The organism is Hyphobacterium marinum, assembly GCF_036330325.1.
Classification (GTDB): Bacteria; Pseudomonadota; Alphaproteobacteria; order Caulobacterales; family Maricaulaceae; genus Hyphobacterium; species Hyphobacterium marinum.
The window spans coordinates 154,452-178,432 of record NZ_JAZDRO010000002.1 but is presented as its reverse complement, the minus strand read 5'-3'; the positions used below and the strand labels follow the sequence as shown (position 1 = coordinate 178,432).

The following is a 23,981-nucleotide window of genomic DNA, read 5'->3' as shown; positions in this document are numbered from 1 at the left end:
CATCACGCGACATTCGCGTTGTCGCCGGGCAATACGCCCGTATCGTCATCAATATCCGGCTCCGGCGCGGCGTCATCCGCGTCTTCGGCACCGACACGCAGCCAGCGCGTCACGAGATCCTCGATCCGCGCCTCGATTTCGCTTTCCGAACGGCCGACCGCGCCTTGCGTCCATTCCAGGCGGCAATCGGCACCGGTCATACCCTCTTCACCGCGCACCATCGTCGCGCCTTCAAAGCCCAGCTTCGTCGCGGTCTCTTCCAGTTTCACCGACAGGCCCGCAGCGAGCGCCGGAGCGCAGACGACCGACAGGCGTGGCTCGGACCGCAAATCCTTCATCACCTCGCCAGCGAGGGCGGTAACCGTGTCGGTGCCATAATGCTCGATGGCTTCACCGGCGATCTTGCGCGCTGCCGCCATGGCCAGCGCCGCCGCATCGCCTTTCAGCGTCTCGGACTCGCCATGGAGGCGCGCCATGATCAGCTGCATCTGCGCGGCAATGGCGCGCAGCGCCTCGGCCTCGGCCTGTGCGGCGCGGGCGGTCTCGCTCGCCTGGCCTTCTTCGAAGCCTTCGCGCTTCATCGCTTCGGCCTCGTCCAGCGTCAGGATGCGTTTCACGCCCTTGCCGTCGCGCAGCACTTCGCCTTCGGCCGAGAAGACCGTGTCGAAGGAAAATTTTTGCGCCGGATCGGCCATGACAGTCTTTCGCGCTCCCCTAGTAGATCAGCTCGTCGTCGCCGCCCGCGTCGGCGATCAGGATTTCGCCCTTGGCGGCCAGGTCCTTGGCGGCGGCAACCATGGCCTGCTGAGCCTGGTCGACATCACGCAGGCGCACCGGACCCATGGCGGCCATGTCCTCTTTGAGGATTTTCGCGGCCCGTTCGGACATGTTCGAGAAGAAGAGGTCGCGTAGCGAATCCGAAGACCCTTTCAGCGCCAGGCCCAACTGGTCCTTGTCGACGGCGCGCAGCAGCGTCTGGATGCCGCCCGGATCGAGCTTGGAGAGGTCCTCGAACACGAACATCAACGCGCGGATCTTCTCGGCTGAATCCCGGTTGCGCTCTTCGAGGGCCGCCAGGAAGCGGTTCTCGGTCTGGCGGTCGAAATTGTTGAAGATGTCGGCCATCATCTCGTGGCTGTCGCGCTTGGACGTGCGCGCCAGGTTCGACATGAATTCGGTGCGCAGCGTCTCCTCGATCTTGTCGAGGATTTCCCGCTGGACAGGTTCCATGCGCAACATCCGCATGACGACTTCAAGCGCGAAGTCCTCGGGCAGCGAGCCGAGCACGCGTGCGGCATGCTCGCCCTTCACCTTGGACAGGACGACGGCGACGGTCTGCGGGTATTCGTTCTTGAGATAGTTGGCGAGGACGACCTCGTTCACATTCCCCAGCTTGTCCCACATCGTCCGTCCGGCCGGACCGCGCAGCTCTTCCATGATGCCGTCGACCTTGTTGTCGGGCAGGAAGGTATTGAGCAGGCGCTGGGTGGCTTCAAAAGAGCCCATCAGGGAACCGCCCGACGACATCTGGCTGACGAAGTCGACGATCAGTTTTTCTACTGCGGACGAGGAAATATTCCCCAGGTTGGACATGGCTTGGGAAACCTCGCGGATTTCCTCCTCGTCCATCATCTCCCAGAGCTTGTGCTGCTCTTCGCCGAGCGCGAGCAGGATCACCGCGGCCTTTTCCGGGCCAGCGAGCTTGTTGGGATCCTCGATCGAGCGTTTGATCTCGCGCGCCATCGTCAGGCCTCATGCATCCAGGAGCGGAGGATCGACATGCTTTCCTCCGGGTGCTGATCGACGATGCCGGCAACTTTCTTGACCGAGGACGCCTTTACCCGTCCGTCGATCTGCGAAATGTCGATCCCGTCATCGTGCGGGGCGGGAATGGAGACACGCGGCCGGTCGGAAGACTGTGGGATGGCTTCTTGCTGTTCGGGGCCGGCGACCGCATTGGCACCGGACTGTGCACTGGCCGCCCCGGCACCCGCTCCCACGGCCGCGAGGGCCGGAGCACCGCCCCCCGCGCCCTTCGCGAGCGGGCGGGCCACCATGAAAATGATGAGAATGGCGGTGATGAACATGACCGCGATCTCGGCCACCCGCATGATGTCATCCTTGCCGAACGAGAAGCCCGACGGCGCGGACGTACCGAGATTGGGGTCGGCACGGGCGAACTGGACGTTGGACACCTCGACCGTATCGCCGCGGGTCTCGTCATAACCGATGGCCCGGCGCACCAGCGCAGCGATGGCGGTCATTTCCTCGGCGCTGCGCGCCTGCCACTGCACGGTACCGTCTTCGCCCGTGGTCAGAACGCCGTCGACCGCGACTGCGACGGACAGGCGTTCGACCCCGCCCGCCTCGATCACGCGCGTGGCGGTCGTCCGGCTATACTCATAGTTCGTGGTTTCATTGGTCCGGTTGGCGCTGCGGGACGACACGGCCTCATCGCCGCCAGCCTGATCCTCACCGGGCAGATTTTCAGAGGCTGACACCCGGTTGGGATTGTCGCGCTCCTGGTCGGATTCGGTTGACTCCTCTGCCTGCCGAGACAGCACAACACGGCTTTCAGGGTCGAGGGTTTGCGAATTCTGCGTCATCGATTCGCGATTGAGTTCGGCGCTGACCTGCACCCGAACCGCACCGGAACCGACCACGCCTTCGACGAGGTCGAGCACCCGGCGGCGCATCTGTTCTTCAAATGACGAGCGCCGGTCGTCAAAGGCTGCCGCACCAAGTGCGCCGCCTTCGGTCGGGCTGGCGAGCAGCCTGCCGCTGGTGTCAGCCAGCGTGATGTCGGACGGCGACATGCCGTCCACCGCGCTGGCGACGACATTGCGGATAATGCCGGCATGGGCCGAGGTCAGCTCGCCGCGCGTGCCGATGACGATAGAGGCGGTCGGCGTCTGCGTGTCGCGCTGGAACAGGCGGCGTTCGGGCAGGACGAGATGCACCCGCGCGCTGGTCACGACGTCCAGAGACTGGATGGTGCGGGCCAGTTCGCCCTCCAGCGCCCGCTTGGCATTCATGTTCTGGACGAAACTGGTCGCACCAAGCGCGTCTGATTCGTCGAAAATCTCGTAGCCGACAGAACCGAAACCGAGCGCGCCTCCACTGGCGACCCGAACGCGGGCTTCATCAACCTGGCCGCGCGGGACATAGATCGCCGTGCCGCCATTACGGAATTCATAGGGGATACCGGCTTCGTCCAGCTGGGCACTGGCCGCCGCAGCATCAGCTGGCTGCAGGCTGGAATACAGCAGGGCCTGGCTGCCGCCACCAAGATTGAAGCCGAAAAAGGCCAGCGTCATGACCAGCCCGATGATCATGCCAAAGAGGCCGACCAGCCGGACCACGCCCATGGCGCGTATCTGATCCATCAATCCGTTCACGTTCGGGCGTCCCGCCTTTTCGTGCGGTCACGCCCCCTTGGGTGACCGCTGGGCAGATTTTTCCCACCTGTCGCGTAAACGAGGGTTTAATTTGTGAAATTCGGCTGCATAAGAAACAGGCGGGCCGGGGGTACGGTCCGCCTGGTTCGAGGCGCGCTAGAAGCGGGAAGGGAAGCCGTCTAGCGGTATTGTTGTATGCGGGTCGTGCGCAGGCCGGCGAGGCCGTGCTTGTCGATGGAGCGCTGCCAGCCGAGGAATTCCTCGACTGTAAGGCGGTAGCGTTCACAGGCATCTTCCAGGGAAAGGAGACCGCCACGGACTGCCGCAACGACTTCAGCCTTGCGCCGGATCACCCAGCGATGCGTCTCCGGTTTGGGAAGATCAGCCAGCGTAAGCGGGCTCCCGTCCGGACCGATGACATAGTTTTCCTTGCGAATGCGCGGTTGCATATCCAACACCCCAAGACACCCAATTCGTTTTTGTGTGTGTTCTTTTGTTGGGGTGAACCCTAGCCCAATGGCTTTAACGGCGGCCTAAAGGCTGAGGTAAATTTCTGTTTAATCAGTCCCTTAAAAGTTTCGGCCCCCCGCTAGGACAGCGAAGGGCCGAAGCCTGTCAGTGTTGGGGAAAAGCGTTACCGCTTCATCCGGATCGCTTCATCCAGCATTTCATCGGCCGTCGTGATGATCTTCGACGACGCCGAATAAGCCCGCTGCGTTGTGATCAGGCTGGTGAATTCCGTCGCCAGATCGACATTGGAATTTTCCAGTGTCGCCGAGGCGATGGATCCTGATGCGCCTTCGCCCGGACCGTTAAGCGTGAAAGACCCCGAATCCGGTGTCACCGAGTAAGACCCGCCGGTTTCGGCGGCCAGCCCGTTCGGATTGACGAAGGTCGCGACCGGCACCTGGTAGATCCGCCGGACGATACCGTTCGACAGCTTGGCGAAGACATTGCCGTCGCTATCGATGTCCACGCCAGCAAAGTCACCGAACACGGCACCGTCGACCTGGGTCGAGATCAACGCCGAGGGGCTGTCATACTGGGTCATGCCGCCCGGCTGGGTTGCCGAACCGATATTCAGCGAAATGGTCTGGGCCCCGATACCGGTCGCGGCAGCCCATTGCACCTGCGTCGCACCAAGAGCCGCGGCATTGTTCGAGCTGAGGAAGTTCAGCGTCGTCGGGAAGCTGGTCGTCGCCAGATCGATCTCGCCATTGACGTCGAAGGCGATCGTGCCGACGGCGACCTGACCGTCCACCAGGCCCGCACCGGTCGTGACATCGGTTGCCGGCGTGGCGTGAAGCTCGGCATGCCACTGGTTGGCGGTCGAGCTCTTCAACAGCGAGAGGGTCATCGTGCGCACGCCGCCCTGGCTGTCATAGATCTGGATCGAGCGCTGGAAGTCCGGCGTGATGTTGCCGGACGCCATGTTGGTCCCGCTGACCCCGGCCGCGTAGGTCGCCTCGTCAGCGGAGACCGTCTGGCTAGCCTGCAAATTGGCATTGACCAATACGTTGGACGTGGCTTCCGCCGCGCCGCCGATTGAGGAGAGGTTGATCGCTTCCAGCGCGTTGATATCAGAGGGGTTGGCCGTGATGCTGCCATCTGCCTGGACCGGCCATCCGTAGAGGAAGAGACCGGAATCGTTGCGGAGATAGCCGTCGGCATCTGACTGGAAGCGCCCGGACCGGGTAAAGAAGACCGGATCGGTCGGCGAGGAGGTCGTCGAGGTGCCGCGCACAACGAAGAATCCATCGCCGGAAATGGCGAGATCCGTCGCGGAGGAGCCCGGTGTCAAAAGGCCGCCGCGTGAGATTTCCAGGCGGTTCTGGGATGCGACACCACCCGCCGCGTAGCGGGTCGACTGGTTGCGGGATTCAAACAGCGGCGAGAAGCTCGTCGCAGCGCGCTTGTAGCCCACGGTATTCACGTTGGCGATATTGTCCGAGATCGCGGCCAGTGCGCTCGAATTCGCCAGCAGGCCGGATGCACCGGCCCAGAGAGCGGAATTGATACTCATGTCATGCTCCTGGTTGTTCCAAAGGAGCCTTCTGCTTTTCATTTCCCCACCGCGTGCAGATTCTGTGCACGCCGTTCCGGGCCGTTGCGGGCCCGGTTGTTACGCAGCCGGCGCTTCGCGCAGGGCGCGAACCGACGACAGGAGCGCGCGGATCGCGCCCATTTCTACGACCACTTCCGAACCGGACAGATCAACGCCGGTCACGCGGGAGGTGGACAAGATATCGACATTGGCCGTCGACCCGTCAGGACGGGTCGCCGTGATTTCCAGTTCGTAGACGCCATCATCCATGGCCGTGCCATTGGCGTTCTCGCCATTCCAGTTGAAGTCGTGCGAACCACTCGTGGTCTCACCCTCAAAGCGGCCGATCACGCGCCCGCCCTGGTCCTTCACTACGATGGAGAGGTCGGATACGTCTTCGGGAACGACATATGACCAGCTGGCCTCGCCATTCTCGAGCACGGCCTGCGGCGTGGCGATGGTCGCTTCTCGGCCGATGAAACCGACCGCAGCCCCTTGTGCGGCGGCGGACTGGACCAGCAGCAGCGATTCAAGATTCTGGTTGGCGGAAATCTGCTGCTCGACACTGGAAAAGCTGACGAGCTGGTTGACGAATTCGGTCGAATCCAGCGGATTGAGCGGGTCCTGGTTTTTCATCTGCTCGGTGAGCAGGGTCAGGAACATCTCGAAATTGTCGGCCAGGCTCGCCCGGGAAGAGGCGGTCTGCTGGCCGAAATTCGCGCCGAGTGCGTCGACTTCTGACATGCGCGTCTCTCCCTAAATCCTGACGTCGACGCCGGAGCGCCCATTCAGCATGAAACCGTAAACCTGCCGCGAGGCCTGGACCGGAGCCGGTTCGGCGGTCTGGCCATCGGCTTCGGCATAGACGCCGAACTCGCCGCGGCCCGGCGTGCCGAACTCGCGGTCCGCATCGCCCTGCGACAGCTGGAATTCGAGCCCTGATTCACCCAATTCGAGCCCGGCGTCGGCCAGCGCACGTTCAAGATCGCGTGCCGAGCGTTGCAGTTCAGCGAGCGTTTCCGGCCGTTCCGCCGAGAGTATGGCCTGGACGCGATTGTCATTGCCGACCTGCAGGCGCACATCGACGCGCCCGAGCTCGGCCGGGTCCATTCGGATATCGAACTGGCGGCTGCCGCCGGCAAAGCGGCGTGCGATCTGCGCGGCAAGATGCACCGAGGATTGCGGTGTCATCCGTGCCGCTGCCCCATGTTGGGCGGGCCGTTCGGCGGTCGATTGGGCCTCGCTTGTGCGCTGAACTGCGTCCTGGCCCTGCACAGGATCGGGTGCAGCGTCAGCGTGACCTTGCGGCAGGACACCGGATGCCGCCTGCTGGACCGGAGTCTGAGCCGGGCCGGGCTTGGGCGCATCAAGAACGTCAGGTGTTGCCTGTGCTTGGACTTGCGGCTGGCCTTGCGCGGATGCTTGAGTTGCCGGGGCGGGTTGTCCGGCCTGCACCGGCGCGCCGCTCGCGGCAGTTCGTGACGTGGCTGTATTGCTCCCGGAAGGCGCGCTGTCGAGAATGGCGCGCTTCCCGCCTTCCGAGCGCAGTTCCTTCAGCGCAGGATCACCCTGCGGGCGCGCAGCGGCGAGGGCGGCGGCATCACTGCCGGATGCCGACGCGGCCTGCGCCTGCGAGTTCGCGGTGGGGGCGGCCTGACCAGATGCATTAGCCATCGCGTGGGAGGTGCCGCCCGCTGTCGTGTCGGGTGCCGTCGCCTGAGCCGGGGACTGCGCGTTCTGGACAGGAGCGGTGGCGGTCTGGCTGACGGGCTGGGACGCAGCTTTCGCGCCGTCAGCTTGCAGGGCGGTCTGGCTACCGGATTGTGCCATGCTCGCCGGTGCGCCGGTCCCGAAACTGGCCGTGGATACTTCACCGCCGCCGCCCGTGGCAGGCTGAGCTGTCGGAGACTCTATAGTGTCAGCCGGCGCGCCTCCGCCGGTCGCGGGCTGAGGCATGGCGGTTTCCGAAGGGGTGCCGCCGCCATTGTCCGGTGACAATCCAGCTTGTGAGAACTGCCCGCCGCCGCCGGTCTGGGGCGCAAGCCGTGCTTCGGCGAACTGACCGCCACCGCCTGTTGCCGGCGTCTCTGTTCCAGCTCTTTCGGCAGGGGTTCCGCCGCCTGTCACGGGCTGGCCGCCCACGTCGGCAGGCGTGCCGCCACCATCGGCGGGGGACAATCCTGCAGCATCTCTGATCTGACCGGGTCCGCCGGTCTGGGGAGCAGGGCCCATGCCGGTCTCGGCGGGCGTTCCGCCACCGGTCCGGGGTTCGGGCGTGCGCGGCAGGAGCGCATCAAATCCGCCGCCGTCTTCGGGGAATTCCTTGAGGCCCGGACGCGGGCGTCCGGCTCCGGCGCCATCAGCAACCGGCATCGAAAACGGAAAAGGAGTACCCGCCTGCATGACTTTAACCGTCATTCCCTCGTCACCCGGCAGGCCGAACGCACAGCCGGAACACAGTGGGGAGCAAGGCGTGTGCCATGTGATGGCAAGCCATAAGCCATCGAAATATATAGAGAAAGACGAATTCGAACCGTGGGCATATTCCGCCGCCCCGGCAAGAATCTCCCCGCCCTGCAGACCGAAACTGCCGGGTTTGGCACCTGGCACGAAGATGGCCCGCCGGTTGCGATAACAGGGACACAGATCGCAGGGCGGCACGCGTGCCACCCGCAACCAAAGGCCGGAATATGTCTTTTAAGACAAATAATTACGGAGAAATTGCTCGGGCCCCCGAGCGCTGCGCTCTTGGCCGTCCGTCCGGCAATTCCTGCCCGCAACCCGGCAAAACACGCCATCAGGGAGGTCTGTCATGTCGCTGAGCGCCATACTTGGCAGCGCCCTGTCCGGCCTGCAGGCCAGCCAGACCGGCCTGCGTGCTGCGTCAGACAATGTCGCCAACGTCAACACGCCCGGCTATGCGCGCACGACACCGGTTTATCAGGCGCGCATCGTCGGCGGTCAGTCGATGGGCGTCGAGGTCACGGGCGTCAAGCGGATCGCAGACGTCTATCTTCAGGCTGCATCCATGCGGGCGGCATCGGATTCCACCGCAGCCAACGTCATGGCTGCCGCGCTCGACCGCTTTCAGTCGCAGGTCGGCGGTTTTGATGATCAAGGCTCGCTGTTCTCGCGTCTGACACAGGCCTTCAACTCGATCAGCTCGGCCTCGGTCGATCCGTCCCTGTCGGTCGCGCGCCTGTCCGCAGCGTCCGACCTGCAATCCTTCTTCGATGAGGCCAAGCGCCTGTCGGGCGAAATCCGCTCCATCCGCCAGGAGACCGATGCGCGACTGTCGTCCGGCATCCAGCGCGTCAACGAATTGCTGAGCGAGCTTCAGGTGCTCAACCGGCAGGTCCAGTCGCTGGCCTCGACCGCCGCCAATTCGACCGGAGCGGCAAACCGCCAGGCCGAATTGCTCGACGAGCTCTCCAATTATCTCGATATCCGCACCCAGACACTGTCGGACGGACGCATTGCCGTGCGGACCCAGGATGGGGTCTCCTTGCTCGACAGTGAGGCAGCCGTCCTGCGATACACCCCAAAGGGATCAGGCGCGTATGACGTCACCTATGGCCGGATCGAGATTGTGCCCCAGGCAGGCGCACAGGCCGTCGAACTGGATTCGCACATTCAGTCTGGCGAACTGCGCGGACTTCTCGATCTGCGCGACGGCGAACTCCCCGCCATGGCGGAGGAACTGGCCGAACTGGTGGCCGGGGCCGCCGACGCGCTCAATGCCGCACACAACAATTCGTCTGCTGTTCCGGCTCCCGCCGTGCTGGAGGGCCGCAATACCGGCCTGCTCGCGACCGACGCACTCGGATTCACCGGGGCGACGACGATTGCCGTTACCGATGCGTCGGGCAATCTCGTCAAGCGCGTGGATGTCGACTTCACCGCCGGAACGATCAGCGTCGATGGCGGTGCGGCGGCGGCAATCGGTGGCACGACCATCGCCGACTTCGTGACTGCGATGAACACCGCGCTGGGTGCAGACGGCAGCGCCAGCTTCTCCGCTGGCCGCCTCTCCTTGAGTGCGACGGGGACCAATGGCGTCGCGACCCTGCAGGACGAAACCACGCCCTCTGCCCGGGGCGGGCGTGGCTTTGCCCACTTCTTCGGCCTCAACGATCTGGTGGATTCCTCCACCCCGACCTTCTTCGAAACCGGGATCGCCGCGACCGACGCCCACGGCTTTACCGCCGGTCAGGTCCTCAACTTCCGCGTCGCTGCGCCGGACGGACGCACGGCCCAGACCGTCTCGGTGACGGTGGGGGGGACGAGTTTCAATGACCTCCTGAGCGCGCTGAACAATCCGGTGTCAGGCCTCGGGCGCTATGCGACCTTCTCTCTGGATGCGTCCGGCCGCCTCGTCGAGACACCTGTCACCGGCTACCAGAATTTCGATGTCGAACTGACTGCCGACACGACCCAGCGCGGCGCGACGGGGCTGAGTTTTTCCCAGCTCTTCGGCGCGGACCTGCAGGCCCGGGCCGGACGTAGCGAAACCATCAATGTGAATACCGACATCCGCGCCAACTCGGCGTTGCTGGCCCTGTCGAAGCTCGACCTGACTGGCGCGAGCGCGCCGGGGGACTTCGTGCTCGCGACCGGCGACAGCCGCGGCGGTCTTGCCCTGCAGGACGCACTCAACCAGTTGCGCAGCTTCTCGACCGCGGGCGGACTCGCTTCGGGATCGGCGACGCTGCAGGACTTCGCCGCGCGCGTGGCAGGCAGCATCGGATCACGGGCGGCACGTGCAGAGCGCTCGATGCAGTCGGCCGAAGCGCTGAAAAGTGCAGCCGACCAGAAGCGGGCCGATGTCGAGGGCGTCTCCCTCGACGAGGAACTCGCCAATATGACCCTCTACCAGCAGTCCTACAACGCCTCGGCGCGCCTTCTCCAGGCCGCCAAGGAGCTGACGGACGTCCTGCTGTCCATCGTCTGACCGACAGGAAACCGACGCCATGACACGGATCGCAACCAACGCCGCTTCCCAGTCCGCCTTGCTGGACCTGATGCGCGCTCAGCGCGCCGTCCACGATGCCCAGCAGCAGCTCTCGACCGGCAAGCTGGCGCAGGACCTCAAAGGCATTGGCCATCGCGCGGAATCGCTCTCGGCGGCCTATGGCGCGAAATCGCGCGCCCAGTCCTACGAGGAAGCCGCCATCCGCACCTCCGCGAAACTGGAAATGACCGATACCGCTCTGGGCAAGCTGTCAGAGGCCGCGACCGAATTGCGCCTCGCCCTGACGACGACGGATGGCACCTTCATCATGGACCAGGTCCAGGTCGCCTTCGAAAAGGCACGCAACGTCATGTCGATGCAGCACGCCGGGGCCTATCTCTTCGGCGGCACGCGCGGCGACACAGATCCCTTCGCCGCTGATACGCTGGATGATCTGGTTGCGGCGGCGAGTGTTGACGATGTCTTCGTCACCTCCAATCGGCGCACGGCCGTCCGGCTCGACGACCATATTTCGGTCGAGACGGGCTTTCTGGCTGGCGAGGTCGGGCGTGATCTTTTTGCCGCTTTCAAGCGTATCGCCGAATTTGACGCCGGGGCGAACGGCCCCTTCGACGGGCCGCTCGACGCGACGCAGCAGGCCTATGTCCAGGCCGAGATCGCCAATGTCCTCAACGCCTTCGACCGGCTCAATGATCGCGTGGGGGAGAATGGCGCACGCCAGTCGCAGGTCGAGAATCTGCAGCAAAGTCAGAAGGACAAGGCGGTTTATCTCGACCAACTGATCGGCAATCTTGAAGACGCCGACATGGCAGACGCGGCGTCGCGCCTGCAACAGGCTCAGGCGGCAGTCGAGGTTTCAGCGGCCACCTTCTCCAGCCTCAGCCAGGTCTCGCTGTTGCCGTTCCTGAGGTAATTGCAGCGTCTCACGTAAAGGTGAGCAGGGTGGCAGTTCTCTTGCCGTCTTCCCCGGTCCAGTTTTGCTCCGGATTTGAAATCTGGAGCTTCCCCATGCGTCTTGCTGCCGTTCTCTGCCTGCTCGTTCTCGTCTCCACGCCGTCCTGGTCCCAGGAACAACCCGACGATCCGCGCCCGGAAGCGCGCGCTGTCTTCGAGCATCTGTCTTTCCTGCAGGGTGAGTGGGACGCTGAGAACTGGCTGGCCCGTGGCCCGAACGATAGTGAGACGCTGACCTTTGTGGTCACAACATCGTCTGTCTTCGACGGCCTGGGGCTGAATTCGCGCTGGGTGTCGGCTGACAGCGGCAACTGGTTCGGGACGGTCATCAACACTTACGACCCGGCGACGGGAACGATGGCCGTTCGCTATTTCAACGGCAATACCAATCGCTGGTCGCTGACCGAGCAGGAAATCGAACTGACCGAAACCGGCTTCGTCACCCATTTTTCGGGGACGGACGGCTATGGCGCGTTCGAAGGCCGCACCCGGCTGGAACGGGTTTCGGACGATCAGTATCGCCAGACCATCGAGCGCAAGTATGAGACGACCGACTGGTTTCTGATCGACCGCTTGGAAGCGACCCGCCGCTAAGGGGTCTTTCGAACACGGCGTGCCGGGCGTATATACCCGCCTTCCATAACCGTTTGCTTCGGGCCTTGAACCCGATGGAGATGCGCCATGACGATCGCGACCGGCCGCGCAGATACGCGCGCCGATACCCTGCTTGAAGACTTCGGCCTGACCGGCGACCTGCTCGGCCTTGGCGGTAATCCGTCCGATCACCGTGTGGTCGTGGCGATGTCGGGCGGCGTGGATTCCACCGTCACCGCCACCGTCCTGCACCGCGCGGGCTATGACGTCGTTGGCATCACGCTCCAGCTCTACGACCACGGCGCGGCTATCAAGAAGAAAGGCGCGTGCTGCGCCGGGCAGGACATTCACGACGCCCGCAGGGCCGCCGAGGCGATGGGTTTCCCGCACTACGTGCTCGACTATGAATCGCGCTTCCGCGAGTCGGTGATGGAGGATTTCGCCGACACCTATCTTTCCGGCGCGACACCCATCCCCTGCGTGCGCTGTAATCAGAGCGTCAAGTTTGCCGACCTCTTGAAGCAGGCCAAGCAACTGGGCGCGGCCTGCCTCGCGACCGGGCACTATATCCGCCGCGTGGACGGGCCGGACGGGCCGGAGCTGCGCCGGGCCGCCGATCCCGGCAAGGACCAGTCCTATTTCCTGTTCGCGACGACGCGCGAGCAACTCGACTATCTGCGTTTTCCGCTGGGTGGCCTCACCAAGGACCAAACCCGCCAGCTGGCCGAAGCCTTCGGGCTGGAGGTTGCCGACAAGCCGGACAGCCAGGACATCTGCTTCGTTCCGGATGGCAACTATGTCGACATCGTCGAGAAGCTGCGCCCCGGTGCCTCGGCTGCGGGCGAGATCGTCCATGTCGACGGGCGCGTGCTCGGCACCCATGACGGCGTCATCCGCTACACGGTCGGCCAGCGCCGCGGCCTGAAGGTCGCCACCGGTGAGCCGCTCTACGTGGTCCGCCTCGATGCGCCCGAACGCCAGGTCATCGTCGGCCCGCGCGAAGCGCTGGGCGTGCGCCGTATTGCGCTCCATGCCGTCAATTGGATCGGCGAGGGCGATCTCGACGCGCTCGACGGCGAGCCGGTGCTGGTCAAGGTGCGCTCCACCCGCCCGCCGGTTCCGGCAGCCCTCTCGGTCGAAAACGGGAAAATCGGTATTGCACTGGATGAAGCCGAAGAGGGCGTCGCGCCGGGTCAGGCGGCCGTCTTCTACGCGCCACAGGGCGACGCCTCGCGTGTGCTCGGCGGCGGCTGGATTACCGGGACGGTTTGATCGCGATCATGGAAATCGGGCTTACCCACCCCACCCTCACCCTCCCCTCAAGGGGAGGGATTAGCGCCTGGACTCCCTCCCACTCGGGGGAGGGCCGGGGTGGGGGGACTTCTGCCGTTTCGACCGAGGGAGAGTGCGCATGTTAAGGTCTGTCCTCTTTCTGTTTGTTATCCTCGCAGCCACGCCGGCGATGGCGCAGGACACATCGGCCGATCGCCGGGCCGTACTCGATGCCTTCTTCGCGGCCTTCAATGCGCAGGATGCCGACGCGATGGGCGATCTCGTTACCGAGGACGTCCAGATCGTCTATCTGGGGCTTGCCGGTGTCGACAGCCGGGTGGATGGGGCCGACCGCATGGTCCGCTCGATGCGCCGCTATTTCTCCGACCTGCCGAGTGCGCGCTCCGAAATCCTCTCGGTCATCGAGGATGGCAACCGCCTCGCCGTGCGCGAACGTGCGAGCTGGACGACCTCCAGCGGTGAGGCGCGCAGCCAGACTGCGCTCGCCGTCTACCGCATCCGCGGCGGCGTCATTGCGGCGGTGTGGTATTTCCCGGCGACCGTCGAGGCCCCTTAAGCGCCGAGGGCGGGAACGAAGAAAACCACCAGCGCGACGGGCCAAAGTCCGGCCCAGTCGACCCGCACTGGCATTGTGATCAGCCCGGCGGGCAAGGCGATGAACGCGGCAAGACCGACGAAAAGCGCAAACAGGCCAGCGGCTTCCAGCCAGTCGCGTATGACCGGTATGCGCCCGAGCGCGGATGTTGCATCCGCGAAAAGGCTTGACGCAGCGCAGCGAGAAGCCTTCAAGATGCACGCGAAAATTCCCATCTCAAGCCTCCCGTCCGTTTCCAAGGAGACCACATATGAGCACCCAAGACGATCCGATTGTCATCGTCGGCATGGCCCGTACCCCGATGGGCGGCCTGCTGGGCGATCTGACGGCACAATCGGCCAACGAACTCGGTGCCGTGGCCGTCAAGGCCGCGCTGGAAGAAGCCGGTGTCGCCGGCGATGATGTCGACACGATTTACATGGGCAATGTGCTTCCGGCCGGTCAGGGCCAAGCCCCGGCCCGCCAGGCGGGCATCAAGGCCGGCCTGCCCAAGTCGGTCGAAGCCACGACGCTCAACAAGATGTGCGGTTCGGGCATGCAGGCCGCGATTCTGGGCCGCAATGCCATCCTCGCCGGTGAAGGCGACGTGATCGTGGTCGGCGGCATGGAATCCATGACCAACGCGCCGCACCTGATGCCGTCCCATCGCGCCGGTTTCAAATACGGCCATGACCGCATCCTCGACCACATGGCGCTCGACGGCCTCGAAGATGCCTACGAGCACAAGGCGATGGGCGTCTATGCCGACATGATCGCGCAGGAACACCAGTTCACGCGCGAGCAGCAGGATGCCTACGCGCTTGAGACGCTCGCCCGCGCCCAACGCGCCACGAAAGAGGGCGATTTCAAACGCGAAATCGCGCCGGTCACCTACACCACGCGCAAGGGCGACGTGACGGTCGACACCGACGAGCTGCCGCGCAAGGCAATGCCGGAGAAAATCCCGAGCCTTCGCCCCGCCTTCTCCAAGGACGGCACGGTCACCGCGGCAAATGCCTCGGCCATCTCTGATGGTGCGGCGGCCCTGGTCCTGATGCGCGCGTCGGAAGCCGAGCGCCGTGGCCTGAAGCCGCTGGCGAAAATCGTCGCCACGTCCTCGCATGCCCACGAGCCCGCCTACTTCACCACCGCGCCGGTTCCGGCCATGCGCAAGGTCGTGGAAAAGGCCGGATGGGCTATCGACGATGTCGATCTTTGGGAAATCAACGAGGCCTTCGCCGTCGTCCCGATGATCGCGATGAAGGAACTTGGCCTCAGCCACGACAAGGTCAATGTGAATGGCGGGGCTTGCGCCCTCGGCCACCCGATCGGCGCGTCCGGCGCGCGGATCATGGTCACGCTGATCGCCGCGCTGGAAAAGCACGGCAAGACCAAGGGTGTGGCCTCGCTCTGCATCGGCGGCGGCGAAGCCACGGCCGTGGCGGTCGAACGCGTCGCCTAGACCGGTCTTCGCAAGCCTGAAACTCAAGCGGCCCCGGACAGGCATGTCCGGGGCCGTTTTCGTGTTCACTCCCGCGTCATCAGAATTCTTGCTATTCTCGCTCCCGATTGTTTCATCAGCCGGGGAGTGATCGTCATGCGCCTGTTTCTGATCGTGTTGGGGTTCGCCCTTTCGTCACCGGCCCTTGCGCAGACTTATTCCTACACCGCCCGTACCGCTGCGCCCGCGATGGAAACGGGCGCGGTGCAGGCCGGGACGCTGACCTGGCAATGCTCCGGCTCGGCCTGCACGATATCGGGACCGTGGCCCAATCCCGGCGTTGGGGCCTGCGCCCAGCTGGCCGCCCAAATCGGGCGGATCACCGAATATGGCCATCCTGGCGCGCGGCTGGACGCGGCCGGTCTGGCACGCTGCAATGAAAGCGATCGTGCGCCGCGCGTGACTGCGGTGCAAGGACCCGATCTGTCCGGGACGTTCCGACCCAGCACGTCGATACGCCGGCCGGAAATCCGGCCCGGCGTGGTTCCCGAGCGCCCGACGGTCACCGCCGTGACCGAAATGCGCTACACCGCGCCGCGCATCACAAGCCAGACGATCACGGTCGAGCCTCGTCCGACGGAGCGCCTCTTCGCCATTCGCGATGGCGGCGGCGATGGTGACTTCGGTGGCAATGGTCCGCGAGTTGACCTGTCGGTGTCGCTGAGCGCGGTGGATCACTGCCTCTACGCCGATATCGAAATGATCGCGGTCGAGACGCGTCCCGATCACACCCGTGGCCGCCTCGATGAGCGCCGCCGCATCTGGTGCAACCCGGATGGTGGCGCGATCGAGCGCATTGCCTCGCCCACGCGCGTGACGGCGAATTACACCGATACTGATTGGGAGATCGATACGGTCGTGCCGGGCCGCGGCGAGATCGACGTACGCCGGGGCCTGCCCGATGTCGACGGGCCGGTCCGGTCCTTTATCGTCATTGGCGATACCAATGGCGATATTGTCTCCAACGACAATGACGGGCGCGATGTTGGCGATCTGGATCGCCACGGCAACCGGACGGTCTCGCGCACCAGCGTGCAGGTGCAGTTCAACCCGATCTCGCTTGTTGTGCCGATCGTTGAACCGGCGGCACCGACCCCGCCCTCGGGCAGCGAATTCATCTGGGTTCACGGCCAGCACTCGGACTTCTTCGTCCTGCCGCATACCGCCGGGGACGCCGAGTTCTTCGGCAACGGCCCGCGCATGTCGGCAAGCTCCACGCTTTCGCTCAGCGGCGACCGCACGCAAATCCTCGCGACACTGATCGGGTCGGCGGAAGAAACCGGCGGCGACACACGCGCCTCGGGCCGAGTCGCGAACGAGGTCATCTGGACCGCACCGCCCGGCTGGCAGATCGACGCTGTCGACGTTCACTATGAATGGTGGGACGAGAGCGACACCTGGCAGGACGCCTGGGAAACCGCGCTTGGCCGCCGCGCCGAAGTCCGCTTCACCGACCGCGACCACGAGCAGGACTTTCTGGTTGAAGGCGCGGGAGAGGCGGCGCGTATGCCGGACTCGTCCACCAATTTCGCCGACTCCGTCACCGAGGCCCGCCGTCGTGCCATGAGCCATGTCGCGGCTTTCCGCGCAATTGGCGACACCAATGGAGCCGAGGCCGGGACCCGGACCGGAATCCAGGCCTTTTACAGGCCGCTGGGTGTGACGCTGTCGCGCGCCGATCCGGCCCGTGCCCGGACCGAAGATCTGCGACCGACCGTTTTCCTGGACGTGCCGACCGGCGACTATGCTAACCGGCTCTCGGGGGGCAATTCCTGTGGGCCGCAGGCCGGATCCCGTGTGCTGCGTTTCTATGGCGTCGCGACGACGTACGAGCAGTTCAAGCGAAGGGTCCAATCCTCGGGCAATTTCGTCTCCGACCAGTCGCTGGGGACGCCGCCGGGTACGCTGCGCGACCGGATGAATGACTTGTCCTCGGGCTTCCGCCACGAGGTCCTGCCGCTGGGCAATGCCCGCAACAATGCGCGCGCGCTCGACACGATCCGGGGTCATCTTGATCGCGGCGCGCCGGTGATCGCGCTGATCAGCTGGGGCAGCCAGTTCGCACGCGACATCTATTCCCCGCACGATGCGGCAGCGACATCACACTGGGTCGTCGTGCGCGGCTATAATGCCCGCAACGAGACCTTTTTGATCGTCGACAACGGCCACCCGGTCGAATGGTCCTACACGCTGTTTGAATCCCTCTTCGACTATGGTCAGGACCTGCAGTACGAAGCGCTGCTCGCGGCGATGAATGTCGAGAAGGGATCGATCATCGTGCGGCGCTAGCTGCCCGTTTTTGCAAGCGCGTTCGCCATTGCGGAATGTGGACAAAACGGCGTGATCCGGGCTAAGGCCCCGGTCTCCCGTGTGCTAGACATGGCGCACGGGCCGCGCCCGTTCTTGTCGAAGTCAGCCCGCGAGGCCCCATGACCGCGTCTCAGCCCCGCTATCGCGTTCCCGCGCCAAAGCTCCGTCCCGGCGATGCGCCGGACTTTTCCCATCTCGACATTCCCGCCGCCGGTGAGGCGAAACGCCCCGGCATCGATGCGGGATGGGCCGAGACCCAACCACTCGCACTCGGCCTCATTCGCGCGCTCGATCACAATCACCAGGCGGTCGGCGAATGGGATCCGCAGCTTCAGCCCGACGTGCTGCGCGAAGGCCTGCGCCACATGGTGCTGACCCGCGTCTATGACGAGCGCATGCAGAAGCTCCAGCGCCAGGGCAAAATGAGCTTCTACATGAAGTCGACCGGCGAAGAGGCCGTCTCGGTCGCCGGTGCGATGGCGATGCGCAACTCCGACATGGTGTTCCCGTCCTACCGCCAGCAGGGCATCCTGTTTGTACGCGGCCGCGACATCGTCGACATGATGTGCCACTGCATTTCCAACAGCCGCGACAATCTGAAAGGCCGCCAGCTGCCGGTTCACTACACCTGGGCGGAAGGGAATTTCTTCTCCATTTCGGGCAATCTCGGCACGCAATTCCCGCAAGCCGTCGGCTGGGCGATGGGGGCGCGCTACAAGGGCGAGGATCAGGTCACGGCGAGCTGGATTGGCGACGGCACGACCGCCGAAGGCGACTTCCACTCTGCACTGACGCTGGCCTCGACCTATCAGGCCCCGGTCATCTTCAACGTGGTCAACAATCAGTGGGCCATTTCCACCTTCCAGGGCGTTGCCGCGGGCGATGCGCCGACCTTCGCGCTGAAAGGTCTGGGCTATGGCCTCGCCTCGCTGCGCGTGGACGGGAATGACTTCCTCGCCGTCTATGCCGCGACGCAATGGGCCGCCGAGCGCGCCCGTGCCGGTCATGGCGCGACGGTGATTGAGCACTACACCTATCGCGCCGGTCCGCACTCGACGTCTGACGATCCGTCCGGCTACCGCCCGAAGGACGAGTTCGAGAAATGGCCGCTGGGCGACCCCATCCTGCGCCTGAAGAACCACCTCATCGGCCTTGGCGAATGGGACGAGGAGCGCCACGAAAAGCTCGAAGCCGCACTCAACGAACTGGTGGTGAAGTCCTACAAGGAAGCCGAAAGCCACGGCACGCTGCATGACGGCCCGCTCTCGCCGGTCCCGTCCATATTCGAGGATGTCAGCGCCGACCCCGACTGGCGGCTTGTCCGTCAACGTCAAGACCTGGGGGTGTAGGACCATGGCCAAGATGAACATGATCCAGGCGCTCAATTCCGCGCTCGACATCGCCCTTGAAAAAGACCCGAATGTCGTCTGCTTTGGCGAGGATGCCGGTTATTTCGGCGGCGTCTTCCGCGTCACCGCCAAGCTGCAGGAAAAATACGGCCTCGACCGCGTGTTCGACACGCCGATCAATGAAGGCGCGATCGCCGCGATGGCGATCGGCATGGCGGCCAAGGGGCTTCGTCCTGTCGCGGAAATCCAGTTCGCCGACTACATCTTCCCAGCCTTCGACCAGATCATCTCCGAAATGGCGCGTATCCGCTACCGTTCGGCGGGGCAATTCACCCAGCCCATCGTGATGCGTTCACCCTGGGGCGGCGGCATCCGGGGCGGCCAGACCCACTCGATGAGCCCGGAAGCTTTCTTTACGCACATTCCCGGCATCAAGGTGGTGATCCCGTCCAACCCTTATGACGCCAAGGGCCTGCTGCTCGCCTCCATCGAGAGCGACGACCCGGTCATCTTCTTCGAGCCGAAGCGGATCTATAACGGCCCGTTCGACGGCCAGGCCGATGGCGCGCTGTCGTCCTGGGCCAACCACCCCAAGGGCGAGGTTCCCGAAGGCCATTACACCGTGCCGCTCGGCAAGGCGGAAGTGGTCCGCGAAGGCGAGGCGGTGACCGTCATCACCTACGGCACCCAGGTCCATGTCGCGCTGGCCGCGGCGGAGAAGTCCGGTATCGACGCTGAGGTGATCGATCTGAAAACCCTCACGCCTTACGATATCGACACGCTCGCTGCCTCGGTGAACAAGACCGGGCGCTGCGTGATCGGTCAGGAAGCCCCGCGCACGTCGGGCTTTGCCGCCGAGCTGAGCGCGCAATTGCAGGAAGACTGCTTCTATGCGCTCGAAGCGCCGATCGAGCGCGTCACCGGTTGGGACACGCCCTATCCGCACGCCCATGAATGGGCCTACTTCCCCGGCCAGCAGCGCTTTATCAATGCGTTGAAAAAAGTCACGGAGACCGCCTGATGTCCGAGTACCGCTACAAGCTCCCCGACGTCGGCGAAGGCGTGGTCGAGGCTGAGATCGTCGAATGGCGCGTGAAAGCCGGCGACACGGTGGTCGAGGACCAGCCCGTGCTCGACGTGATGACCGACAAGGCGACCGTGGAAGTTCCCTGCGCCGTCAATGGCGTCGTCACCAAGACGGTCGGCGAGCCGGGCGACGTGATCGCGGTCGGCACCGAAATTCTCTTCATCGACACCTCGGGTGCAGATGCACCGTCCGGCGATCCGGACGAAAAAGAAGCCGAGCCGAAGGCGGAAGAATCTCCAGCCGAAGCTGCGCCTGCCGAAGCGCCCAAGGAAGAGGCGAAGGAAGAGCCCAAGCCTGAGCCGAAGGCGGAAGAGAAGCCCGCTCCTGGGCCGACTCCGGCGGCTAGGCCAGTGGCTCTGGCCCCCGTGCCCTCAGGCGGCAAACCGCTCGCCAGCCCGGCCGTGCGCCAACGCGCGCGTGAGAACGATGTCGATCTTTCCGCCGTGCCGGGCTCCGGTCCGGCGGGCCGGGTGACCCATCAGGACCTTGATGATTTCATCGCCTCGGGCGGCCGTCTCGCGGCCCGCGCCGGTTCCACCTCCGGCCCGTTCCGTGCGCCGAAGACCGGCGTGGAGGAAAAGAAAATCATCGGCCTGCGCCGCAAGATCGCGGAGAACATGCAGAAGGCGAAGCGCGACATTCCACACATCGCCTATGTCGAGGAAATCGACGTCACCGCGCTGGAAGATCTGCGCGCGCACCTCAATGCGACCAAGCGCGACGACCAGCCCAAGCTGACCTTCATTCCCTTCCTCGCCGCTGCGCTAGTGAAAGCGCTGCCCGAAACGCCGCAGGCCAATGCCCATTACGATGGCGAGGCCGGCGTCCTGAAGACCTATGAAGGTGTCCATCTCGGTATCGCCGCGGCCACGCCCAACGGCCTGATGGTGCCGGTCATCCGCCACGCGGAAGCACTGGATGTGTGGGAAATCGCCGCCGAGTTGGGCCGTCTCGCCAAGGCAGCGCGTGATGGCAAGGCAACCAAGGACGAGCTCTCCGGTTCGACCATCACCATCACCTCGCTGGGCGCGATTGGCGGCCTGGTGACCACTCCGGTCATCAATCAGCCGGAAACCGCCATCATCGGCGTCAACAAGATGATGGAAGTGCCGCGCTTTGATGGTGGCGGCCGCGTGGTGCCGAAGAAGGTGATGAACCTCTCCTCCAGCTTCGACCACCGCATCGTCGACGGCTATGACGCCGCCCTGCTGATCCAGCGGGTGAAGGGCTATCTGGAAAACCCGGCGACATTGTTTATGTATTAAAAAAACATCGACCAAATTGCCGAGGCAAACCAGCCAGCTAACTGAAGCGAGATGTATATAAGTGCAATTGTAAGAGTAATGATTGTGAAGGGCAGGGTTCTGAGCTGTACCTTTCTTAGCATGGCTGATGCATTCGTTCCAATTAAGTCGCTAAATCTAGCAATTTGAATAATAATCAAAGCTAGGAAGTATGCGATAGTAGGCGTGAATGCGCTCGCGGCAAGAGTAGAGAAAGGTGCAGGTGTGGATCTCCCCCAATCATATCGAGCATTATCTAAACCGGCCACTATACGACCAATACTTGGATCAGCATCAAACATATGTGCAGTATAAAAAGCGCGATACGCAAAATTATTTAAATTTTCTGTTATATCATCTTCGATATAACCTACAAAAAGCACTGACATTTGAGTTAATAAAGAAGACCCAGTGTCAATCACATTTGTATAAAATACATTAAATGGTCCCGCGTTTTCTAAAACAGAATCTGCAAAATAAACCCTGTCAACGTTCAGCCTAGGTATTAGGCACTCACTTTGAGGTAAACTTGAAATATACTCGAGCATGCGTGTTTCTAATAGCCGATACATATTTTCGGAAAGCAAATTTGTATGATCTTGTATAAAATCTACATACCGATAGGCTGACGAGGCAACGAAAGTGCTGTTTGCAATTGTATCTAGGGAATTTAACGAAGAAGGATTGCGCACTTCGGAATCGGGAATGCAATCATGGGTAATATTAACTTCTAAATCTACGAGTAAAGATCCGCTAGAATCGCGGCGGTTATCTATAAGGCCCTGTCTAATGCTTTCAATGACCTCATTTTGGTCTGAATATGATAATGAAGAACGAAAATATACATCATAGTCTGATAAAGCAGACATCTCAAATGCCGTTTCGGGATCGGCAGGAATATACATCTCATTGTACTGCTCATCAAATTCAGGCAAGGCAGCCCGAACCAAATTTGGAGAAAATCGCATTGGATCAGAAAAGGTAGGCTGATCTACGCTAGCTATAAACAGCGATATAATAAAAAACTTCGACAATGAGTAACCAATAACAAACAAAAGCAACGAAGCGACAGCATCAACTGGAAAAAACAAGAATCTAATTCCGTCGGCATTCTTGGTTGTGGCGATATTAATCAACGCTCGAGTTTGAGAATATGAAAAAAAATCAAAAAGAAGATTAAAAACGACAATTATAAAAATAAATATAATTCCTTGTGTGTCTTGCGATAGAACAATTATAGAATCCAATGTGCTATAGAAAGTGTCTTGGTTTACTACAAGCACAAAGAGAGCCATAAAAATTACAGAAGATATAGAAATTAAAAATGATACGAGAAATGAACGTTTTGAAAAATAATGATTTCCAAAAATCCAAGAAAAAATGTTCGCGATGAACTTGGTCGCGTCAAAGTTTTTTCTAGCAGCACGCCGCACTGTTGCGGCTAATTTTATTTTCATCGGTCTTCGTGAAACCAGATCTAATACGCCTGCTAATGTTAAAGCGGTAGCAATTGTCGCTAGCATCTTGGCTTCCAAAATTATGACCGCATTGGGGTAAGCACTATCTAAACCAGCAGTGAATACTAATCAAAGGTAATCTACTTCAATTCCCTCCTCACCCAACCCTCTCCCTGAAGGGAGAGGGCTTTATCCCTCACACCCTTGTGACCGGCAGGTGAGTGCGGACCGTGCGAGGCTGTTCCCAATCTGAGGGGAGAGCCACCATGAAGTATCCGATCACCGCCGCGCTGCTCGCGGCGACCATCGCCGCGCCCGCCGTCGCACAAGTCACCGGGCCGGGCACGGTCATGTGCGGAGACTATGGCGCGCCGGCCGACGGCATGCCGGAAGAATTCTCCCAGTTCGCTTTCCTCATCGGTGATTATGTCGTCCAGTTCCGCAACTGGGACGCCGCGGCCGGCGACTGGGGCGAGCCCCAGCCCTTCACCGCCCGCTGGAACGGCCGCTATGGCCTTTCCGGGCGGACCATTATCGACGAGTGGTTCGACCCCGGTTTCGGCTACCGCCCGTAGGCCGGAGCCGGCATCAATATCCGCGCCTGGGATGCCGAAGAGGGCATCTGGAAGACCGCCTGGCACTACACGACCAATAACGAGGTCCGTGATCTGCGCCAGCAGGTGCTCGACGATGGCCGCCTGCATCTCTGGCAGGTCTACCCCGAAGCCGACCAACGCAATGTCTGGTTCGAGACCTATGAGGATGGCGAATGGGCCCGCATCAGCCAGTCCCGTGACGCCGACACCGGCGAGTGGGTCAATGCCGTGATGCTCTATGCCACGCCTGCGGAGTGCCCGGCTGACTGACCGGGTCGGAACCCTGCGCGCGCAAGACGCGTTCTGCCTCCACTTGGACGTCACACGAGAGGCCAAAGCCATGCGCGCATTCTGGATCTATATCGTCGGGACCATTCTCGCCGTCATCGGTGTCGGATACGGCCTCTATGCCTTGAGCGTGCCGCCGATCTGGATCGGTGTGGCCATCCTGGTCATCGCCGGGATCGCCATCGCCAGCGGTGCGGGTCTCAGCCGCAAGAAGTCCAGCGACACCACGAATGTGAATGTCGAAAGCGGCAGCGACGGCAGCTAGCGTCATCCCCTTGCAA

At 62.7% G+C, this 23,981-nt stretch carries 22 protein-coding genes; 13 read left to right on the top strand and 9 right to left on the bottom strand.

From position 1 onward, the window contains the following. Positions 1–2 precede the first annotated feature (2 nt). The 7 genes from V0U35_RS05855 to V0U35_RS05825 all read right to left on the bottom strand — a co-directional run bounded on the left by V0U35_RS05855 (position 3) and on the right by V0U35_RS05825 (position 7,860). The gene (locus V0U35_RS05855; RefSeq protein WP_330195739.1) at positions 3–695 is read right to left on the bottom strand and encodes a FliH/SctL family protein; all 693 of its coding nucleotides are present in this window, start codon (positions 693–695) and stop codon (positions 3–5) included. A 19-nt stretch (positions 696–714) separates the two neighbouring features. Beyond that, complete coding sequence (gene fliG, locus V0U35_RS05850) at positions 715–1,743, bottom strand: flagellar motor switch protein FliG (protein ID WP_330195738.1); 1,029 nt, start codon at positions 1,741–1,743, stop codon at positions 715–717. A gap of 2 nt (positions 1,744–1,745) precedes the next feature. Then, entirely contained in the window at positions 1,746–3,386 is a 1,641-nt protein-coding gene (fliF, locus tag V0U35_RS05845; RefSeq protein ID WP_330195737.1) for a flagellar basal-body MS-ring/collar protein FliF, read from the bottom strand. 191 nt (positions 3,387–3,577) lie between these two features. Further along, positions 3,578–3,847: a CtrA inhibitor SciP gene (sciP, locus tag V0U35_RS05840; protein ID WP_330195736.1), complete on the bottom strand. Its 270-nt coding sequence runs from the start codon at positions 3,845–3,847 to the stop codon at positions 3,578–3,580. A gap of 185 nt (positions 3,848–4,032) precedes the next feature. Then, a complete protein-coding gene (locus tag V0U35_RS05835) occupies positions 4,033–5,421 on the bottom strand; it encodes a flagellar hook-basal body complex protein (protein ID WP_330195735.1) in 1,389 nt (462 codons plus the stop codon). A 99-nt stretch (positions 5,422–5,520) separates the two neighbouring features. Next, positions 5,521–6,186, bottom strand: a complete 666-nt coding sequence (locus V0U35_RS05830; protein WP_330195734.1) for a flagellar hook assembly protein FlgD — start codon at positions 6,184–6,186, stop codon at positions 5,521–5,523. A 12-nt stretch (positions 6,187–6,198) separates the two neighbouring features. Further along, on the bottom strand, positions 6,199–7,860 hold the full coding sequence (locus tag V0U35_RS05825) for a flagellar hook-length control protein FliK (protein ID WP_330195733.1): 1,662 nt from the start codon (positions 7,858–7,860) through the stop codon (positions 6,199–6,201). Between the two features lie 394 nt (positions 7,861–8,254). Here V0U35_RS05825 and flgK point away from each other — a divergent pair, with 394 nt between their 5' ends. The 5 genes from flgK (at position 8,255) to V0U35_RS05800 (ending at position 13,811) form a co-directional block, all read left to right on the top strand. Continuing rightward, positions 8,255–10,393, top strand: coding sequence for a flagellar hook-associated protein FlgK (gene flgK, locus V0U35_RS05820; RefSeq protein WP_330195732.1), 2,139 nt, complete (start codon positions 8,255–8,257; stop codon positions 10,391–10,393). A 19-nt stretch (positions 10,394–10,412) separates the two neighbouring features. Beyond that, positions 10,413–11,327 (top strand): flagellin, encoded by a 915-nt coding sequence (locus V0U35_RS05815; RefSeq protein WP_330195731.1) that lies wholly within the window; start codon positions 10,413–10,415, stop codon positions 11,325–11,327. Between the two features lie 95 nt (positions 11,328–11,422). Next, a complete protein-coding gene (locus V0U35_RS05810) occupies positions 11,423–11,962 on the top strand; it encodes a hypothetical protein (RefSeq protein WP_330195730.1) in 540 nt (179 codons plus the stop codon). Positions 11,963–12,049: 87 nt separating this feature from the next. Further along, positions 12,050–13,234 (top strand): tRNA 2-thiouridine(34) synthase MnmA, encoded by a 1,185-nt coding sequence (gene mnmA / locus V0U35_RS05805; protein WP_330195729.1) that lies wholly within the window; start codon positions 12,050–12,052, stop codon positions 13,232–13,234. Positions 13,235–13,373: 139 nt separating this feature from the next. After that, positions 13,374–13,811 carry a nuclear transport factor 2 family protein gene (locus V0U35_RS05800; RefSeq protein ID WP_330195728.1) on the top strand — a complete coding sequence of 146 codons (438 nt, stop codon included), beginning with the start codon at positions 13,374–13,376 and terminating at the stop codon, positions 13,809–13,811. Here V0U35_RS05800 and V0U35_RS05795 read toward each other — a convergent pair. Next, a complete protein-coding gene (locus V0U35_RS05795; protein ID WP_330195727.1) occupies positions 13,808–14,044 on the bottom strand; it encodes a hypothetical protein in 237 nt (78 codons plus the stop codon). The two genes, V0U35_RS05800 and V0U35_RS05795, sit on opposite strands and share 4 nt — an antisense overlap. Before the next feature lie 56 nt (positions 14,045–14,100). On the opposite strand from V0U35_RS05795, the gene V0U35_RS05790 reads away from it, so the two are divergent. The 5 genes from V0U35_RS05790 to V0U35_RS05770 all read left to right on the top strand — a co-directional run bounded on the left by V0U35_RS05790 (position 14,101) and on the right by V0U35_RS05770 (position 21,341). After that, a complete protein-coding gene (locus V0U35_RS05790) occupies positions 14,101–15,291 on the top strand; it encodes a thiolase family protein (protein ID WP_330195726.1) in 1,191 nt (396 codons plus the stop codon). 135 nt (positions 15,292–15,426) lie between these two features. Beyond that, the gene (locus V0U35_RS05785) at positions 15,427–17,619 is read left to right on the top strand and encodes a DUF8200 family protein (RefSeq protein ID WP_330195725.1); all 2,193 of its coding nucleotides are present in this window, start codon (positions 15,427–15,429) and stop codon (positions 17,617–17,619) included. Between the two features lie 140 nt (positions 17,620–17,759). Then, positions 17,760–18,989 (top strand): thiamine pyrophosphate-dependent enzyme, encoded by a 1,230-nt coding sequence (locus tag V0U35_RS05780; RefSeq protein WP_330195724.1) that lies wholly within the window; start codon positions 17,760–17,762, stop codon positions 18,987–18,989. Positions 18,990–18,993: 4 nt separating this feature from the next. Continuing rightward, a complete protein-coding gene (locus V0U35_RS05775) occupies positions 18,994–20,010 on the top strand; it encodes an alpha-ketoacid dehydrogenase subunit beta (protein ID WP_330195723.1) in 1,017 nt (338 codons plus the stop codon). Next, positions 20,010–21,341: a dihydrolipoamide acetyltransferase family protein gene (locus V0U35_RS05770; RefSeq protein WP_330195722.1), complete on the top strand. Its 1,332-nt coding sequence runs from the start codon at positions 20,010–20,012 to the stop codon at positions 21,339–21,341. The genes V0U35_RS05775 and V0U35_RS05770 overlap by 1 nt, the downstream gene beginning before the upstream one ends. Here V0U35_RS05770 and V0U35_RS05765 read toward each other — a convergent pair. After that, positions 21,338–22,882 carry a hypothetical protein gene (locus V0U35_RS05765; protein WP_330195721.1) on the bottom strand — a complete coding sequence of 515 codons (1,545 nt, stop codon included), beginning with the start codon at positions 22,880–22,882 and terminating at the stop codon, positions 21,338–21,340. The two genes, V0U35_RS05770 and V0U35_RS05765, sit on opposite strands and share 4 nt — an antisense overlap. Before the next feature lie 200 nt (positions 22,883–23,082). Here V0U35_RS05765 and V0U35_RS05760 point away from each other — a divergent pair, with 200 nt between their 5' ends. From V0U35_RS05760 to V0U35_RS05750, 3 genes are all read left to right on the top strand, one after another. Next, positions 23,083–23,391, top strand: coding sequence for a hypothetical protein (locus V0U35_RS05760; RefSeq protein WP_330195720.1), 309 nt, complete (start codon positions 23,083–23,085; stop codon positions 23,389–23,391). Positions 23,392–23,496: 105 nt separating this feature from the next. Beyond that, positions 23,497–23,682 carry a hypothetical protein gene (locus V0U35_RS05755; RefSeq protein WP_330195719.1) on the top strand — a complete coding sequence of 62 codons (186 nt, stop codon included), beginning with the start codon at positions 23,497–23,499 and terminating at the stop codon, positions 23,680–23,682. Positions 23,683–23,752: 70 nt separating this feature from the next. After that, entirely contained in the window at positions 23,753–23,965 is a 213-nt protein-coding gene (locus V0U35_RS05750) for a hypothetical protein (RefSeq protein WP_330195718.1), read from the top strand. The last annotated feature ends 16 nt before the right edge of the window (positions 23,966–23,981 follow it).

Excerpts from the sequence above, each read along its gene's own strand:
- V0U35_RS05855 (WP_330195739.1), bottom strand. The coding sequence starts at position 695 with ATGGCCGATCCGGCGCAAAAATTTTCCTTCGACACGGTCTTCTCGGCC.
- fliG (WP_330195738.1), bottom strand. The coding sequence starts at position 1,743 with ATGGCGCGCGAGATCAAACGCTCGATCGAGGATCCCAACAAGCTCGCT.
- fliF (WP_330195737.1), bottom strand. The coding sequence starts at position 3,386 with ATGGATCAGATACGCGCCATGGGCGTGGTCCGGCTGGTCGGCCTCTTT.
- sciP (WP_330195736.1), bottom strand. The coding sequence starts at position 3,847 with ATGCAACCGCGCATTCGCAAGGAAAACTATGTCATCGGTCCGGACGGG.
- V0U35_RS05835 (WP_330195735.1), bottom strand. The coding sequence starts at position 5,421 with ATGAGTATCAATTCCGCTCTCTGGGCCGGTGCATCCGGCCTGCTGGCG.
- V0U35_RS05830 (WP_330195734.1), bottom strand. The coding sequence starts at position 6,186 with ATGTCAGAAGTCGACGCACTCGGCGCGAATTTCGGCCAGCAGACCGCC.
- V0U35_RS05825 (WP_330195733.1), bottom strand. The coding sequence starts at position 7,860 with ATGACGGTTAAAGTCATGCAGGCGGGTACTCCTTTTCCGTTTTCGATG.
- flgK (WP_330195732.1), top strand. The coding sequence starts at position 8,255 with ATGTCGCTGAGCGCCATACTTGGCAGCGCCCTGTCCGGCCTGCAGGCC.
- V0U35_RS05815 (WP_330195731.1), top strand. The coding sequence starts at position 10,413 with ATGACACGGATCGCAACCAACGCCGCTTCCCAGTCCGCCTTGCTGGAC.
- V0U35_RS05810 (WP_330195730.1), top strand. The coding sequence starts at position 11,423 with ATGCGTCTTGCTGCCGTTCTCTGCCTGCTCGTTCTCGTCTCCACGCCG.
- mnmA (WP_330195729.1), top strand. The coding sequence starts at position 12,050 with ATGACGATCGCGACCGGCCGCGCAGATACGCGCGCCGATACCCTGCTT.
- V0U35_RS05800 (WP_330195728.1), top strand. The coding sequence starts at position 13,374 with ATGTTAAGGTCTGTCCTCTTTCTGTTTGTTATCCTCGCAGCCACGCCG.
- V0U35_RS05790 (WP_330195726.1), top strand. The coding sequence starts at position 14,101 with ATGAGCACCCAAGACGATCCGATTGTCATCGTCGGCATGGCCCGTACC.
- V0U35_RS05785 (WP_330195725.1), top strand. The coding sequence starts at position 15,427 with ATGCGCCTGTTTCTGATCGTGTTGGGGTTCGCCCTTTCGTCACCGGCC.
- V0U35_RS05780 (WP_330195724.1), top strand. The coding sequence starts at position 17,760 with ATGACCGCGTCTCAGCCCCGCTATCGCGTTCCCGCGCCAAAGCTCCGT.
- V0U35_RS05775 (WP_330195723.1), top strand. The coding sequence starts at position 18,994 with ATGGCCAAGATGAACATGATCCAGGCGCTCAATTCCGCGCTCGACATC.
- V0U35_RS05770 (WP_330195722.1), top strand. The coding sequence starts at position 20,010 with ATGTCCGAGTACCGCTACAAGCTCCCCGACGTCGGCGAAGGCGTGGTC.
- V0U35_RS05765 (WP_330195721.1), bottom strand. The coding sequence starts at position 22,882 with ATGCTAGCGACAATTGCTACCGCTTTAACATTAGCAGGCGTATTAGAT.
- V0U35_RS05760 (WP_330195720.1), top strand. The coding sequence starts at position 23,083 with ATGAAGTATCCGATCACCGCCGCGCTGCTCGCGGCGACCATCGCCGCG.
- V0U35_RS05750 (WP_330195718.1), top strand. The coding sequence starts at position 23,753 with ATGCGCGCATTCTGGATCTATATCGTCGGGACCATTCTCGCCGTCATC.